The sequence below is a fragment of the Yoonia litorea genome, assembly GCF_900114675.1.
GTDB lineage: Bacteria > Pseudomonadota > Alphaproteobacteria > Rhodobacterales > Rhodobacteraceae > Yoonia > Yoonia litorea.
This window is the reverse complement of sequence record NZ_FOZM01000003.1, coordinates 295,953-311,558: the sequence shown is the minus strand read 5'-3', so window position 1 is coordinate 311,558 and position 15,606 is coordinate 295,953. Positions and strand designations below refer to the sequence as shown.

At 57.4% G+C, this 15,606-nt stretch carries 16 protein-coding genes and 1 riboswitch; of the genes, 10 read left to right on the top strand and 6 right to left on the bottom strand.

The genetic code is table 11. The annotated features are described in order from the left end of the window. The first annotated feature begins 18 nt into the window (after window positions 1-18). The 5 genes from BM316_RS14665 to BM316_RS14645 all read left to right on the top strand — a co-directional run bounded on the left by BM316_RS14665 (window position 19) and on the right by BM316_RS14645 (window position 4,385). On the top strand, window positions 19-480 hold the full coding sequence (locus tag BM316_RS14665) for a RidA family protein (protein ID WP_090210096.1): 462 nt from the start codon (window positions 19-21) through the stop codon (window positions 478-480). Next, a complete protein-coding gene (locus tag BM316_RS14660) occupies window positions 477-1,229 on the top strand; it encodes a glycerophosphodiester phosphodiesterase family protein (protein WP_090210094.1) in 753 nt (250 codons plus the stop codon). The genes BM316_RS14665 and BM316_RS14660 overlap by 4 nt, the downstream gene beginning before the upstream one ends. A gap of 31 nt (window positions 1,230-1,260) precedes the next feature. Next, the gene (locus BM316_RS14655) at window positions 1,261-2,448 is read left to right on the top strand and encodes a GNAT family N-acetyltransferase (protein WP_090210092.1); all 1,188 of its coding nucleotides are present in this window, start codon (window positions 1,261-1,263) and stop codon (window positions 2,446-2,448) included. After that, complete coding sequence (locus tag BM316_RS14650; protein WP_090210090.1) at window positions 2,445-2,738, top strand: 4a-hydroxytetrahydrobiopterin dehydratase; 294 nt, start codon at window positions 2,445-2,447, stop codon at window positions 2,736-2,738. Before BM316_RS14655 ends, BM316_RS14650 begins: the two co-directional genes overlap by 4 nt. A 177-nt stretch (window positions 2,739-2,915) precedes the next feature. Next, a complete protein-coding gene (locus BM316_RS14645) occupies window positions 2,916-4,385 on the top strand; it encodes a sensor histidine kinase (RefSeq protein WP_090210088.1) in 1,470 nt (489 codons plus the stop codon). A 123-nt stretch (window positions 4,386-4,508) separates the two neighbouring features. On the opposite strand, the gene ccoP is transcribed toward BM316_RS14645, so the two are convergent. The 4 genes from ccoP to ccoN are packed head-to-tail and all read right to left on the bottom strand — an operon-like array spanning window position 4,509 to window position 7,961. Beyond that, window positions 4,509-5,381, bottom strand: a complete 873-nt coding sequence (gene ccoP / locus BM316_RS14640) for a cytochrome-c oxidase, cbb3-type subunit III (protein ID WP_090210087.1) — start codon at window positions 5,379-5,381, stop codon at window positions 4,509-4,511. Beyond that, window positions 5,378-5,584 carry a cbb3-type cytochrome c oxidase subunit 3 gene (locus BM316_RS14635; protein WP_090210085.1) on the bottom strand — a complete coding sequence of 69 codons (207 nt, stop codon included), beginning with the start codon at window positions 5,582-5,584 and terminating at the stop codon, window positions 5,378-5,380. The genes ccoP and BM316_RS14635 overlap by 4 nt, the downstream gene beginning before the upstream one ends. A gap of 12 nt (window positions 5,585-5,596) precedes the next feature. Next, complete coding sequence (gene ccoO / locus BM316_RS14630) at window positions 5,597-6,352, bottom strand: cytochrome-c oxidase, cbb3-type subunit II (RefSeq protein ID WP_090210083.1); 756 nt, start codon at window positions 6,350-6,352, stop codon at window positions 5,597-5,599. Between the two features lie 13 nt (window positions 6,353-6,365). Then, on the bottom strand, window positions 6,366-7,961 hold the full coding sequence (gene ccoN / locus BM316_RS14625) for a cytochrome-c oxidase, cbb3-type subunit I (protein ID WP_090210081.1): 1,596 nt from the start codon (window positions 7,959-7,961) through the stop codon (window positions 6,366-6,368). Between the two features lie 190 nt (window positions 7,962-8,151). Here ccoN and BM316_RS14620 point away from each other — a divergent pair, with 190 nt between their 5' ends. Together BM316_RS14620 and BM316_RS14615 are read left to right on the top strand one after the other, a co-directional pair. Continuing rightward, window positions 8,152-9,012, top strand: a complete 861-nt coding sequence (locus tag BM316_RS14620) for a universal stress protein (RefSeq protein WP_242649926.1) — start codon at window positions 8,152-8,154, stop codon at window positions 9,010-9,012. A 47-nt stretch (window positions 9,013-9,059) separates the two neighbouring features. After that, window positions 9,060-10,406 (top strand): MATE family efflux transporter, encoded by a 1,347-nt coding sequence (locus BM316_RS14615; protein ID WP_090210079.1) that lies wholly within the window; start codon window positions 9,060-9,062, stop codon window positions 10,404-10,406. Here BM316_RS14615 and fnrL read toward each other — a convergent pair. Continuing rightward, window positions 10,403-11,122, bottom strand: coding sequence for a transcriptional regulator FnrL (gene fnrL, locus BM316_RS14610; RefSeq protein WP_090210077.1), 720 nt, complete (start codon window positions 11,120-11,122; stop codon window positions 10,403-10,405). The genes BM316_RS14615 and fnrL overlap by 4 nt on opposite strands. A 241-nt stretch (window positions 11,123-11,363) precedes the next feature. After that, on the bottom strand, window positions 11,364-12,140 hold the full coding sequence (locus BM316_RS14605) for an IclR family transcriptional regulator (protein ID WP_090210421.1): 777 nt from the start codon (window positions 12,138-12,140) through the stop codon (window positions 11,364-11,366). Window positions 12,141-12,443: 303 nt separating this feature from the next. Between BM316_RS14605 and BM316_RS14600 the strand changes: the two genes are divergently transcribed. From BM316_RS14600 to BM316_RS14590, 3 genes are all read left to right on the top strand, one after another. Continuing rightward, the gene (locus tag BM316_RS14600; RefSeq protein WP_090210075.1) at window positions 12,444-14,039 is read left to right on the top strand and encodes a GMC family oxidoreductase; all 1,596 of its coding nucleotides are present in this window, start codon (window positions 12,444-12,446) and stop codon (window positions 14,037-14,039) included. Between the two features lie 57 nt (window positions 14,040-14,096). Then, window positions 14,097-14,315: riboswitch (cobalamin riboswitch) on the top strand. 99 nt (window positions 14,316-14,414) lie between these two features. After that, window positions 14,415-14,822 (top strand): DUF1636 family protein, encoded by a 408-nt coding sequence (locus BM316_RS14595; RefSeq protein ID WP_090210073.1) that lies wholly within the window; start codon window positions 14,415-14,417, stop codon window positions 14,820-14,822. Continuing rightward, window positions 14,819-15,604, top strand: coding sequence for an ABC transporter ATP-binding protein (locus tag BM316_RS14590; RefSeq protein WP_090210072.1), 786 nt, complete (start codon window positions 14,819-14,821; stop codon window positions 15,602-15,604). The genes BM316_RS14595 and BM316_RS14590 overlap by 4 nt, the downstream gene beginning before the upstream one ends. Window positions 15,605-15,606 lie beyond the last annotated feature (2 nt).

Genomic DNA, 15,606 nt, shown 5'->3' with positions numbered 1-15,606 from the left:
GAAAACGGGAGACCTGCCATGAGCGCGATTGAGACAAAACTTGCCGAACTGGGCGTAACCTTGCCCGATGCCCCTGCCCCTGCGGCCAATTACGTCCCATACGTGATCGCTGGCGATATGGTCTACGTGTCAGGACAGATTTCGGCAGATGCCGATGGCATGATCAAGGGCAAGCTAGGTGACGACATGGACGCCGAAGCGGGTGCTCAGGCGGCCAAGGCCTGTGCGATCAGCCTTCTCGCACAGTTGAAAGCCGCCTGTGACGGCGACATCGACCGGCTGGTGCGGGTGGTCAAACTCGTGGGCTTTGTGAACTCCACAGCCGATTTCGGTGATCAGCCAAAGGTGATCAACGGGGCGTCCGATTTCATGGTTGCGGCTTTGGGTGACAAAGGGCGTCACGCGCGCTCTGCCGTCAGTGCCGCAAGCCTGCCATTCGGCGTCGCGGTCGAGATCGAAGCGATTTTCCAGATCGCATGATGCTGCCTGAAAGCCTACTACGCATCCCTCTCGCCCACCGCGCGCTCCATGATCGTAAGGCAGGGCGGGTCGAGAACAGTCGCAATTCCATTGAGGCCGCGATCAAGGCTGGCTACGGGATCGAGATTGACCTGCAACTGTCCTCGGACGGACACGCGATGGTGTTCCATGACGATCTTTTGGACAGGCTGACAGGGGAAACAGGGCCGGTGCGGGACCGGACGCGGGCTGCACTGTCGCAGATTGCGCTGACGGACGACGGCAGCATGATCCCTTCTCTCGATGACGTTTTGGCGATGGTTGCAGGGCAGGTTCCGCTTCTGATCGAGTTGAAGGATCAGGACGGCGCGATGGGACCGGACGTCGGCACACTGGAACGTGCAACCGTCAAGGCCCTCAAAGGCTACAGTGGCGACGTGGCGCTGATGTCATTCAATCCGCATAGTGTGGCAGTTCTCGCAGAGATAGCGCCGGACATCCCGCGCGGGATCACCACCTCAAGCTATGAGGCCGTCTGGTGGCCCGAGGTGCCCGAAGAGACCCGGGACAAGCTGCGTGAGATTCCAGATTACGACCGCGTGGACGCCTGTTTCATCAGTCACGAATCCACCGATCTGGACCGCCCGCGCGTGGCCGAACTGAAGGCAGGCGGTGCCGCGATCCTGACTTGGACGATCCGCTCTGCCAAAGCCGAGGCCGAGGCCCGCAGGATTGTCGATAATGTGACTTTCGAAGGCTATCTGGCTTGACCCGTGGGCGACCGCACCCACGTTGCAGCCTATGAGTGACGCCCCTATCGAAATCACCGCACATCCGACACTCGCTGCCATTGAGGCCAGTGATTGGGATGCGTGCGCCTGTCCTGAGACCGTCACCGGCGACCGCCCTGTCGATCCTTTCACGACGCACCGGTTTCTGAAAGCGCTCGAAGATAGCGGATCGGTCGGCACAGGGTCGGGTTGGCAACCGCGTTACCTGACGGCACGGCAAGACGGGCAAGTGATTGCCGTGGCACCGCTCTATGCCAAAGGTCACAGTCAGGGCGAATATATCTTCGATCACAACTGGGCCCATGCCTATGAGAACGCTGGCGGACGCTATTACCCGAAGTTACAGATCGCGGTCCCCTTTACGCCAGCGACAGGTCGCCGGTTTCTGACACGCCCGGGCCACGAGGCGACAGGTATGTCGGCCCTCATTCAGGGTGCGGTCCAGATCGCGGCGGATAACCAGCTTTCGTCAGTTCACGCGACGTTTTGCACTGAAGCCGAAGCACTGGCCGGTGCTGAGATGGGATTGCTGCACAGGATCGGCCAGCAATACCATTGGGTGAATGACGGGTATGCCGACTTCGACGGATTTCTTGCTGCACTGTCGAGCCGCAAAAGAAAGACACTTCGCAAAGAGCGCGCGCAAGCCAATGATTTTGGCGGCGAGATCGTCGCGCTGACAGGCGATGCGATCAGACCAGAACACTGGGATGCGTTCTGGGTGTTTTATCAGGACACCGGCGCGCGCAAATGGGGACAGCCCTATCTGACCCGCAAGTTCTTCGATCTGGCGCATGAGATCCTGCGCGATGATATGCTTATGGTTCTGGCAATTCGTGATGATCGGCCGGTTGCAGGGGCGTTGAATTTTATCGGTCGCGATACGCTTTACGGTCGCTACTGGGGCTGCACAGAGCATCATCCCTTCCTGCATTTCGAGCTTTGCTATTATCGCGCAATCGGCTTTGCCATCGCACATGGCATGCAGAAGGTCGAAGCCGGCGCACAAGGCGAGCACAAACTTGCCAGAGGATATTTGCCGGTGCCGACACATTCGCTGCATTGGTTTGGTGATTCTGGTTTCAAAGACGCGGTTGCGCGCTATCTGGAGGCTGAGCGCGAGGCTGTGGACCACGAAATCGAAGTTCTTACGAGCTATGGCCCGTTCCGCAAAACTGAAATCGAGGAACAGCAATGACAGACAAACTCAACGACGCCGACCGCGACATGATGATTGCCCCGCTGATCGAAAATGGCTGGCGCATGTCCTCTGATCGCGACGCCATCGAAAAGACGTTTACCTTTGACAACTTCGTTGAGGCTTTCGGCTTTATGTCGAAAGCTGCAATCTGGGCGGAAAAGATGGGGCATCATCCCGAATGGTCGAATGTTTACAAGACCGTAGAGGTGACGCTGACCACGCATGATGTTGACGGTCTCAGTGAACTCGACGCTAAATTGGCCGCCAAGATGGACGATCTGGCGTGACCTTTGGAACCCTCAGATAAATTGCGCGTTGCAGCACTTTGCGGCGTCAATGCCTGTAAGTAGTAGTGATTGCGCAAACATATGCGTTCGACGCCGATATCCTGATTTTTCGCTTTTCCATCGTGACTTCGCGGCATAACGTTTTATGTCATGTGACATCGTAGCGTGGGGGTTTTCATGGAAGACGTCTTCGGCTTGCAGGACTTCAATTTGCAGTCAGCGTCAGTTGTTTCGGCAGCACTTGGTCAGGCGCCGATTGCCGCGCTATTGTTTCTCCCCGATGACGATTTCACCCTTCTCTGGCGGAACGATGCGCATGCGAGGATGTCACAATCGGTGGGGATCGATGTTGTTGGCAAAGGCATGTTTGAGGCCTTTGCTGCAAATGAAACCGATGATGGCGATGCAGCGAGAGGCGCAATTCAGGATGCCGTTGGAGAGATCCTGAAGACGTCAAAGCCTGTAGAAATCGGCCCTTATCGTTACGATTTGCGGTCACCATCCGGCGAGTTTGTCGAACATCACTGGCATATCCGTATGTCCCCAGTCTCTGAGGACGGAACGATTATTGCGATTCTGCAGCTTGGTCAGGATGTCACACGACAAGTGCTGGACCAAAAATTTTCCGCTTCTCTACAACGGTCTGCTTACTCGACCGCGGCAGTCAGCTTCTTCAATTACGATCCGGAAACCGACAAGTTTGAAAGAGCCGCAGCGGTTGACGAGATGTTCGGCTTCGCACCCGACGAGGCCGGCGATTTCGCAGCGCCGTTTTTCGAACGCGTGCACAAGGACGATATCCAGGCAGTCTACGATGAAGTGGAACGCATTTTTGCGGCACCACAGGGCGAAATTGCAGCCTTTGATTACCGCGTGCCACAATCCGACGGCACAGAGCGTTTCTTGCGCATCAGGGCAGAGGTGACGCTTGATCCCAAGGACCGCCGGCCGCGGTTGGTGGGAACGTTTGTTGATCTGACTGACGTGGAAACTGCGCGTCAGCAGCTTGAGCGCGAACTGCAACTGCGCAAATCCGTGGTGCAGGAAGCGAATCATCGCATCAAGAACTCGCTTGCCATTGCCGCGTCGATGCTGCGGATGGACAGAAACGAAATCAAGCGCGGTGGCGGTGAGGCATCAAAAGCGGCGATTGAAGCGCTTGATGCCTTTGAATCGCGGATCAGTGCGATTTCCGGCGCACATGGTTTGATGCAACTGTCCGAAGAAAAGACCGATGTTTCCCTGCGCGACCTGCTGGATCAGCTGGTGTCCCAGATGGGATCAACCGTCGACATGGATCCAGACACGATCAAGGCCTCCTTTGAGGGTGAGGACAAACGCATCAACAGCGATTTGGCAACGACACTTGCGATGATCGTCAACGAGCTTGTCACAAACGGCCTCAAATACGGGCTGAACAAATCCGGTGACCTTGACCTGAGCGTCCAGACTGTCACCTCCGATGATCAAGTTGTCATCGTCGTAAAGAACAAGATCGAGCGCCTGACGCCCATTGATGCGATCAAGTCATCGCGCCTTGGGTCCATGTTGGTGCAACAGCTTGCCAACGATCACAATGCCACGGTCGAAGCGACAACGGACGACACGTTCTATACCGTCAAGTTTGTTTTGCCACTGGTCGATTGATCTGAAAACCCGATGGCGCAGTTGATCGCCGCAATATGAAAAGGGCGCCCACCGCCGTGGACGCCCTTCCCTTCACCAAACCCCAAACTGATGCGCGAACAGGTCGTTTGGGGGTTGTGATCCTTACTCGCCGCCGCCCAGTTGGTGGACGTATGCGGTCACCGCCTTGATTTCGGCTTCTGTCAGACGCTCACCCCAGGGTGGCATGACACCGAAGCGGGCATAGCGGACGGTTTCTTCGAGCGATTCAACATCGCCGCCGTAGAGCCAGATGGCATCGGTCAGGTTCGGCGCGCCGAGGTCACGATTGCCGGCACCGTCATCACCGTGACACGCGGTGCAGTTATCGATGAAGAGCCCCTCACCGGCTGCTGCCAAGGCTTCGTCATGTGGCTGACCGGAGATCAGGCGCACGTATTGCACAACCTGGTCGATTTCCTGGTTTGAGAAGATGTCGTCATAAGCCGTCATCTCGGACCAACGTGCGTCCCAGTCTTCCTCGTTCCGGATACCGTGGCGGATGGTGTATTCGATATTGTCGAAATCGCCGCCCCACAGCCAATCATCGTCGAGCAGGTTGGGATAACCAACTGCACCGGCGGCGCCAGAGCCGTGACACTGGGAACAGTTGTTGCGGAAGACCGCACCACCTGCCGATGTCGCAAACCGCGCCAGAGTTTCATTCTCTGACAGGGTGCTGAGATCAGCGGCGGCCAGTTCTGCCGCGATCTCGGCATTGGCATCCTCGAACCGGGCAATCTCGGATGCGACTTCGGCGCGTGTCGAGTACCCCAGAACACCTGATGTTGCACTGGAGATCAAAGGCCAGGCGGGATAGGCGATCGTGTAGGCAATGCCCCAGACGATGGTGATGTAGAATGTCCACAACCACCAGCGCGGCAGCGGGCTGTTCAGTTCCTTGATCCCGTCCCAGGCGTGACCGGTTGTGTCTGTGCCTGTGACTTCATCAATGTCTTTTTGATCATTGCTGCTCATGGTTGCAGCTCCTCAGTCTGAGATGACCGGTCCTGGCGTGATGCCGGATAGTCCTCGTTACGGAATGGGATGTTCGATGTTTCCTGATGGACCGCGCGACTGCCTGGGCGGAATGCCCAGAGGATCGCGATCACAAACAGGCTGAACATACCGACGAGCAGCCAGTTATCTGCCAGTTCGCGCAAGAGAGAAGTCTCGTTCATGTCACTTCCTCCTTAGCGGCTTGCATCTGGTGTGAAGGTCGAGAAATCGACCAACGTGCCCAGCATCTGCATGTAGGCGATCAGCGCATCCATTTCGGAGACACCGGGTGCCCCGTCGAAGTTGCGGATCTGCGCGCCCGGATAACGTTCAAGCAGATCGTCATAGGCCTCCGTGTCAGGGTCGGCCTGTGCCAGAACGTCTGCGGCGGCCACTTCGACCATCGCTTCGGTGTAAGGCACACCGACGAAGCGGTGGGTCGAGACCAGATCAGCGGTATACTCTGCATTAACCATGTTGTTCATCAGGTGGCTGTAGCCGGGCATGATGGACTCGGGGACAACCGATTGCGGGTTCAGCAGGTGATCCACGTGCCATGCATCGGAGTATTTGCCGCCGACCCGGGCCAGATCAGGCCCTGTCCGCTTGGACCCCCACTGGAACGGGTGGTCATACATCGACTCCGCTGCCAGTGAGTAGTGTCCATAGCGTTCAACCTCGTCACGCATCGGGCGGATCATCTGGCTATGGCAGACGTAGCAGCCTTCACGGATGTAGACTTCACGTCCTGCCAGCTCCAGTGGCGAGTAGGGTCGCATCCCGTCTACCTCTTCAATGGTATTTTCGAGGTAGAAGAGAGGTGCGATTTCTACGATGCCGCCGACAGTGACAACCAGCAAAGAGGACACCAGAAGAAGCGTTGGGCTTTTTTCAAGCAGCGCGTGCTTGGCGAGAAAACCCTTGGCTGGTGAGTTTGTTGTATCAGACATATCTCAGTCCTCCTTATTCAGCCGGTACGCCAACCGGTGCCTGGACTTTCGCCCCGCCACGGATGGTCATCCACATGTTCCAGACCATGATCACTCCGCCTGCGAGGTAGAGAACCCCACCAAGGCCACGGACCACATACATCGGGAATTTCGCGGAGACGGTGTCTGCAAAGCTGTTCACAAGGAAACCGTTTGCATCGACTTCACGCCACATCAGACCTTCCATGATCCCTGTGACCCACATGGAGGCCGCATAGAGGATGATGCCGATCGTGGCCAACCAGAAGTGCCAGTTGATCGCGGACATCGAATACATCTGCGCACGACCCCAGAGCTTTGGTGTCAGGAAGTAGAGTGCGGCAAAGGTAATCATACCGTTCCAACCAAGCGCACCGGAATGCACGTGACCAATGGTCCAGTCGGTGTAGTGTGACAGGCTGTTGACGGCCTTGATGGACATCATCGGACCTTCGAATGTGGACATACCGTAGAACGCAAGGCTGATGACCATCATGCGGATGATCGGATCGGTCCGCAGCTTGTCCCATGCGCCTTGCAGCGTCATCAGACCGTTGATCATGCCACCCCAGCTCGGCATCCACAGGATGATCGAGAAGACCATACCCAAGGTCGATGCCCAATCAGGCAGCGCTGTGTAATGCAGGTGGTGTGGACCAGCCCAGATATACAGGAAGATCAGCGCCCAGAAGTGGATGATCGACAGCTTGTATGAGAACACCGGACGACCGGCCTGCTTGGGCACGAAGTAGTACATCATGCCAAGGAAGCCCGCTGTCAGGAAGAAGCCCACAGCGTTGTGACCATACCACCACTGCACCATCGCGTCCTGCACACCAGAGAAGACCTGAACGGACTTGCTGCCCCAGATGCTGACAGGAATGCTGATGTTATTGACCAGATGCAGCATCGCCACGGTGACGATGAAGCTCAGCAAGAACCAGTTTGCCACGTAGATGTGCTTTTCCTGGCGCTTGAAGATTGTTCCGAGGAATACGGCGAGGAAGGCAACCCAAACAACTGTCAGCCAGATGTCGACGTACCATTCAGGTTCTGCGTATTCCTTGCCTTGCGTCGCGCCGAGCAGATAGCCGGTGGCCGCAAGAATGATGAAGAGGTTGTAGCCCCAGAAAACAAACCAAGCGAGGTTGCCACCCCACAGGCGCGCGCCGCAAGTGCGCTGCACAATGTAGAACGTCGACATGATCAGCGCGTTACCGCCAAACGCAAAAATCACCGCACTTGTGTGCAGTGGGCGCAAACGACCAAAATTGCCGAATGGTTCGAGAGGTTGGAAATTCAGCTGCGGAAAGGCCAGCTGGAAGGCGATAACCACCCCGACCAGAAATCCGACAACGCCCCAGAACCCTGTTGCAATCACACCGGCGCGGATGACGTCATCCATGTACCCTTCCGGTGTGGCGTAAACAGGCTTGTCCATGCTGCGCAGTACACGCACGAACATGAATGCCGAGACACCCATGATGATGATGGCGTGTACGATATACGCAAGATCACGCCCCCAGTTTGCTGCAACCGCGGCAAAGAGCGTTATCAGCCCCAGCACGATCAGCTTCACATAGTTCCCCATAAGAGATCCCCTTCTTTCGCCGGATCACAAACGGGCCCGACAGCTACTTGGTAAGTGTGCTTATGGAATCTGTGCGGCGCAGCTTCCTTGATGTGGATCAACGGCGCAGTTGATGTGGATCAAGACACGATCTCCGGACGCCTGTCATAGTCGCACTGAGAGGAGCGGTTTGCGCGAACGATCGCCCCCCATGAGCACCGAATTGGGGAAATCGACGATGACCTATCGAATCATTGCGACGATCTTGACTGACACGGACCAGTCCACAGAAGGGCTGGATGCCGCGATAGCCCTTGCCGATCGCATGAATGCGCATCTGGACATCTATATCGTCACCGTCAGCCACACCGAGACCAACAACTACTACATCGGGGCCGAAGCCCTGATGATTGCTGAACAAACCCGCGATGCCATGGAACAGCGCGACAAGATCGAAGCTTGGCTGAAAGACCGGATGCACGGCGAAATGAAACGCTGGGCCAGCCATACCGCAACCGTACAGGGGCCGGCGCTGACCGGTTTTCTGGCCCGAAAACTGCGGTTTTCCGATCTGGTCGTTTTGCCAAGACCCTATCAGGACAACCCGGAAGCGGCCGCGCTTGTCGAAGCCTGCCTCTTTGCGGCGGAACGCCCTGTCTTGATGATTCCCAAAGGGTGCAAGGCACCTGAAGTTGGAGGTCATATCCTGATGGGTTGGAATGACGCCGCTGAGGCACTTGCTGCCGCGCGCGCGGCCCTGCCCTTGCTTGAACAGGCTGATGTCGCAGATATCTGCATCATCGACCCACCGGCCCATAGCGCGGAACGCTCTGATCCGGGTGGGGCAATGGCACAGTATCTTTTGCGCCATGGCACAAGGTCAGAGGTCGCCGTTCTTGCAAAGTCCGATCTGCCCATCTGCGAAACGCTCCTCAAGCGCGCCAAAGAAGTCGGCGCACAGATGATCGTCAGTGGTGCCTACGGACATTCGCGGCTCAGAGAAGCTGTCTTTGGCGGCGCGACCCGCAATCTGCTGGAGCGCGCCGACATTCCAATACTCATGTCACGCTAGGTCAGCAGACAGATTGACAGTTCTGCGCAGGTCTTTAAGGCCTGCGTATGCAAGTTGACGATCACAGCATTGGTGAAACACAGTCGGTTCCGGCAGAGATGCGCGCCCTCGCGCGTCTAGGTTTTCCGATTGTGATTTCCCTTGCCGCCGCAACCCTGATCGGGGTTGTGGATACGGTGATGATCGCGCCCTTGGGCACGCTTTCACTCGCGGCGGCCTCAATCACGACATTTGTGCTGATCATCTTCTATTCAGGGCTTTACGGGTTTGTCTCAGCCATCGGCGTGCGCATGGCAGAGGCGCGCGGCAAGAACGATGCCACCGACCTGTCGGTGGCCACGCGCACAGGTCTGTGGATCGCGGCGGTCACAGGCGGGATTGGTGCCTTGCTGATGCTGGCGTTGCGCCCTGCACTGCCATTTTTGGGACAACCGCCAGAGGTCGTCGCCCTGATCAGCGGATACTGGACCGCGATGAGTCTTTTGCTGATCCCGTTCACCGTTTTTTATGCATTAAAGGGGCTATTCGATGCGATTGACGCGCCTTGGGTCGGGGTCATCCTTGCTTTTACGGCTGTCGCACTGAATATTCCGGCCAATTGGGTTCTGATCCACGGCATCGGCAACTGGGAGGGCTTTGGCCTTCTCGGAGCTGGATTGGCGAGCCTGTTTTCCCAAACTGCGGCGCTGGTTATCGCGTGGATCATCTGGCAAAGGTCGGTGCTCACCAAAGATGCGCGCGCGCCCGGCCACCCCACGCGTGCCGAGGTCAGAACGCAGTTGAGAGAGGGTGCAACGATTGCCACAGGCTATATCGGTGAGGGCGGGGCGTATTCCTTTGCCGGTTTGATGATGGGCTGGTTCAGCGCTGCAGCCCTTGCCGCAAACCAGATCGTCAACGCGGTCGGCGGGGTGCTTTATATGGTCCCATTGGGCGTTTCCATCGCCGTCTCGATCCGTATCGGTCAGGCCATTGGCGCCGACCAGCGAAAGCGCCTCAAAACCATCGGGTACGCAGCACTGGCTGTGATTATCGCGTGGATGACCCTGGTGATGCTGGGTCTTTTGTGGGGCGGTGGACGCCTTGCAGCGCTTTTGTCTGACGATCCTGCAGTAGTCACGCTCGCCACAGGCATGTTCATCGTGATTGCGGCAATGCAGGTCGCCGACGGCGTGCAAGGGACGATGCTGGGTGCAGCACGCGGGATGACTGACAACGTCGTCCCGGTGGCCATTACGATGGTCTGCTACTGGGTCGTGGCCCTGCCGGTCGGCTACCTGTTAGGGTTCACCTTGGGTTGGGGCCCCAACGGCGTGTGGATCGGCTATGGCGTCGGGCTGGCTTTAGCCGCGATTGCGGTCACGCTGCGTTTCTTTGCCAGAGCGGGCCGCTAGGCGATTTCGCCTGTTTCGGCTTTCAGTGCAGCAAGATCAGGCACACGAATGTCCCGTCGCTCGTCGAACGCAATCAACCCGTCTTTCTTGAGCGCCGACATCTGACGGCTAACGGTCTCGATTGTGAGCCCCAGATAGTTGGCCATGGTTTCGCGGGTGATTGGCAAAGTAAACGTGGCTTCCGCAGTTTCACCCGGCTTGAGAGATGCCATACGCGTGGCGATCATATGCAGAAGCGATGCAATCTTTTCACGGGCGGTCTTGCGCCCCAAGACAAGCATCCATTCGCGGGCCGCATCCAGTTCGTCCAAGGTCATCTCAAGCAAACGCTGACCGACGTGGGGTGTCTCATCAATGATCCGCTCAAATGGTTTGCGCCGGAAGCAGCACAGCATCACATCCGTTTCGGCCACGACGTCACAGTCAATCGTGTCGCGATTTGGCCGTCCCATGAAATCGCCGGGCAAAAGCAGACCCACCATCTGGATCCGCCCGTCGGGCAAGGTGCGCGTCAGACTGCTGACACCGGAGACGATGGAGCCGACAAATTCGAGCGGGTCGCCACCGAAGAACACCGTCTGGCCCGCCGCGTAAGAGCGGTAATACTTGATCTCTTCAAGGTCTTGCAGCTCTTCCGGATCGCATTTGGAGCACACCGCATTGTAGCGAATTGGACAGTCCTCGCAGGACCGGATCTTTGGCACAGATAGCGACACGTGACCCCTCCCTTGGCTCTTTGACTGAGTATGACGCGCAAGAATTTCTTTGGCTAGCGCGATAGATGTCGGTGCCGCAGCGGTGACGCGGCGGAAACCAAACGGATTTGAATTCAGATTTGTCCATTTATTTCAATATCTTATGGGCATATCGATCAAAATTACATATTTTTCAGTGGGTTAGCGCTAAGACTCTTCTGGTTGCGCCCAATGGACGCAGGTGGTCCGCCTGCTTAATATTTCATCGCCCTACGACGTCTGCCAGTTCATCAGCAGCCGAGCGCAGCGGGTCGAGGAAGGCGATCAGATCGACGATATCGCGGCGTTGCTCGGGGGCGTGAATGGAAAGTGTCGAAAGAAGCCGCCCACGCGGATCAAGGACGGGTACCGCGATTGCGGTCATGCCGGGCATAAATTCCTGATCGTCGGTCGCAAAGCCGCGCTCGCGCACCTGTGCGACTTCGTCTTTCAGCGCGGTTGGATCGGTGATGGTGCGCTCGGTCAATTTTGTCAGCTCATAGTTTTGCAAAAAACGACTGAGGTAGTCGGTCCGCAAGGACGACAGATACATCTTGCCACTTGCCGTACAGTGGAACGGCACTTGCGTGCCCACAGGCAGCTGAATGCGCAGCGGCCAATGCGTTTCAACGCGGTCCAGATAGAACATCCCCTCACGCTCGGGGATCGCCAAATTGCAGGTCTCCCCTACATGGGTGGCCAGTTTGCGGATAATCGCGACACGGACAGTGCGGATGCGTTCTGAAGACAGGGTATTGTTCGCCAGAAGGCGCATCCGCCGTCCGGGACTGTATGACCGCCCATCGAGATCGCGTTGCAGGAACCCTTCGGCCTCTGCCGTGGCAAAGAGCCTGTGAATTGTGGGCTTGGGCAGCCCCAAGACTTCGTTCACCACGGCTGGGGTTACCGGCACGCCGGCTTTCGCGACCTCCTCAAGCAACAGCAACAGCCGAAGGTTCGTCGGAATTTGGCCGGAGCCCGCGTTGTCGTCGTCTGCCATTGCCGTCCATTGTCTTGCAGGCACCGTTGCGAAAGCCGCTGCCAAATCCATTGTCACAAAACTCAGACCGCAGATGCCACGGTCGGGCTGCCTAAGATGTAGCGCAGCCGACGACCCGATGGAACAATGATCACGTTACACTCAAATTTCAGTCAGCGGTGCGCCTCTGGGCATTGCGACAGAAATGCGCCTGCCGTTTTGCGCACGCCTAAACGCCATAGATCATAGCCTGTGTCGCACAAAACCGCTGTATGGACTTTAGCCTGCACTTGCAGTCTGCTCACATCATGGGAGACGGCGATCGTGGAAGCTGATTTTATCGTTGTAGGCGCGGGATCGGCGGGCTGTGTATTGGCCAACCGTCTCAGCGCCAATCCCAGAAACAAGGTCATACTGCTGGAGGCCGGTGGCCGCGATCTGAACCCTTGGATCCACATTCCGGTCGGATATTTCAAGACGATCCACAATCCATCTGTCGACTGGTGCTATAAAACCGAACCCGATCCAGGGCTGAACGGGCGGTCCATTGAATGGCCGCGCGGTAAGGTTCTGGGCGGGTCATCATCGCTGAATGGCTTGCTTTACGTGCGTGGGCAACCGCAGGATTACGACCGTTGGCGGCAAATGGGGAACACCGGTTGGGGCTGGGACGATGTGCTGCCACTCTTCAAGCGTGCCGAAAGGAACGAGCGCGGCGCTGATGCATACCATGGCGATCAGGGGCCACTCTCGGTGTCCAACATGCGCATCCAGCGCCCGATTACCGATGCCTGGGTCGCCGCAGCGCAGGCTGCGGGTTATCCCTTTAACCCGGACTACAATGCCGCCGAGCAGGAAGGCGTCGGCTTCTTCCAACTGACCGCAAAGAACGGCAGAAGGTGCAGCGCCGCTGTCGCCTATCTTCATCCGGTCAAATCGCGCGAAAACCTACAAGTCATTACGCACGCACTGGCCGAGAAGATCGTGCTTGATGGAAAACGCGCGACGGCTGTCACCTTCACGGACCGGAGCGGAAAACGCCAAACCGTAAAGGCGCGTAAAGAGATCATCCTCTCAGGCGGGTCGATCAACTCGCCCCAACTCCTGATGCTGTCAGGCATCGGCGAAGCGGCACAGCTCATCAAGAATGGTATCGACGTGGCGCATGATCTGCAGGGCGTCGGCAAAAACCTGCAAGATCATCTACAAGCCCGCCTTGTATACAAATGCAACGAACCAACCCTGAATGATGAAGTCAGCACACTTCGGGGTCAGGCACGGATCGGGTTGAAGTATCTGATGTTTCGCTCTGGCCCGATGACGATGGCCGCAAGTCTTGCGACAGGCTTTCTCAAGACGCGCGAAGATGTCGCGACACCCGACATCCAGTTCCACGTCCAGCCGCTTTCTGCGGAAAACCCCGGCAAAGGTGCCGACAAGTTTTCGGCTTTCACGATGTCAGTCTGCCAGTTGCGGCCCGAAAGCCGGGGCGAGATCCGGCTGGCGGGCAGAGACCCGAAAACCTACCCGAAGATTATTCCCAATTACCTATCCACAGAAACGGACTGCCGCACGATTGTCGAGGGCGTCAAGATCGCGAGGCGCATCGCAAGACATGCACCGCTGACCAGCAAGATCAGCGAGGAATACCGCCCCGATCCGTCACTTGGTATGGACGACGACGAAGGCACGCTCGATTGGGTGCGCAATAACACCGCGTCGATCTATCACCCCACAGGCACTTGCAGGATGGGCAACGGCAAGGATGCTGTGGTTGACGCCCGCCTGAGAGTTCATGGCATCACCGGTTTGCGTGTGGCCGATTGCTCCATCATGCCAGAGATCGTTTCAGGGAATACCAATGCACCGGCCATCATGATTGGCGAGAAAGCGTCTGATATGATCCTTGAGGATCACTGAACGTCGCGTTTTGCAGGCTTGCGTCGCTCTGTGCCCTTGACCGCTTGCGCAGAATCCCGAATGCTGTTCAGCGATGGTTCTCGTGCGGCGAAAAAGCGTACGGGATGAAAAGGGAATACGGTGAGGAACAGCCTCAAGGGCGCCAAAACCGTGACTGCCCCCGCAACTGTGAGCGGCGAGCGACCCCGAAGATCACCACTGGACCAAAGGGTTCGGGAAGGATCGGGAAAGCTGTGACCCGCAAGTCAGGAGACCTGCCATCAGGACGTTAACTCACACCGGGCGGGGTGCCTGGAATGGAGACCATGATGGTGAAGACGGCTTGCGCCACTGAACACATGCTCAATCTGCCCCCGCAATATCGCGGAGGGCGACATGGACCGGACAACAAAGCACCGTATCACGGTCTGCACTTCTTGTAGGCATAAAGGCAGCGACTGCCGCCCCGGATACGAATTGATCGAAAAACTGCGCAAGGCGATTGCAGCAGCCGGTGACACAATTGCCGAGGATTTCGCGATTTCAGGCGTGGCCTGCATGGCCGGATGCGACCGCCCATGCACTGTCGCCTATCACGGCACGCAGAAGGCCACCTATCTTTTCGGCGATATCACCCCGGATGACGACATCGACGATCTGGTCGCATTCGCCCGCCAGTATGCCGTGCTGCACGATGGTTGGTGTTCCTCTGTCGATCGCCCTGGCAAGCTACGCAAAACCACACTCGCCCGTGTGCCAGCCGCCATGATCGCCATCGAAGACAGCAAGGCGTTGGCATCATGAGCGGTGCAGCACTCTGCGTGAACGGCGTGACATGGCGCCCCCGCAAGAAAGCACCGCTGATCCTGCATCCGACGTCCTTTACCGTTGCGACCGGCCGCGTCCTTGGTGTCGTTGGCCCCAACGGCGCAGGTAAATCGACGCTTCTTCGCCTTCTCTATCGTTTTCAGGCGCCCAGCAGCGGAACCATCGAAATCGACGGCGCAAATCTCTGGACGATGCCCGCGCGCCTTGCTGCGCAAAACGTTGCAGCCGTTCTGCAGGAACAGGCTGCGGCATTCGGTTTGTCCGTGCGCGAAATCGTGGCCTTGGGCCGTTCACCGCATTTGACGGGGCTTGCCAAGCCCGGACCCAATGACCGGCTGATCGTTGACCAGATGCTTGACCTGCTTGACCTCACGCATCTTGCGCACCGCGACTTTGGCACGCTTTCAGGTGGTGAGCGGCAACGGGTGATGGTGGCCCGCGCGCTCACACAACAGCCCAAAGTGCTGGTTCTGGATGAACCCACAAATCACCTTGATATCCGCCATCAGCTTGAGGTGCTGGCACTGATCAAGCAACTTGATCTGACGATTGTCGTCTCTCTCCATGATCTGAATATGGCTGCGAATATCTGCGACGAAATCCTGATGCTGGAAGACGGGCATCCGCGCGGCTTCGGGGCCCCGGATGACCTTCTGACAGAGGCGCTGGTTTCAAATACCTTCCGCGTCGATGCTCGCCGCGAGCGCCTTGCGCCAAGTGACGCCCACCATCTTTCTTTCCATCTGCCTACGATCTGAAC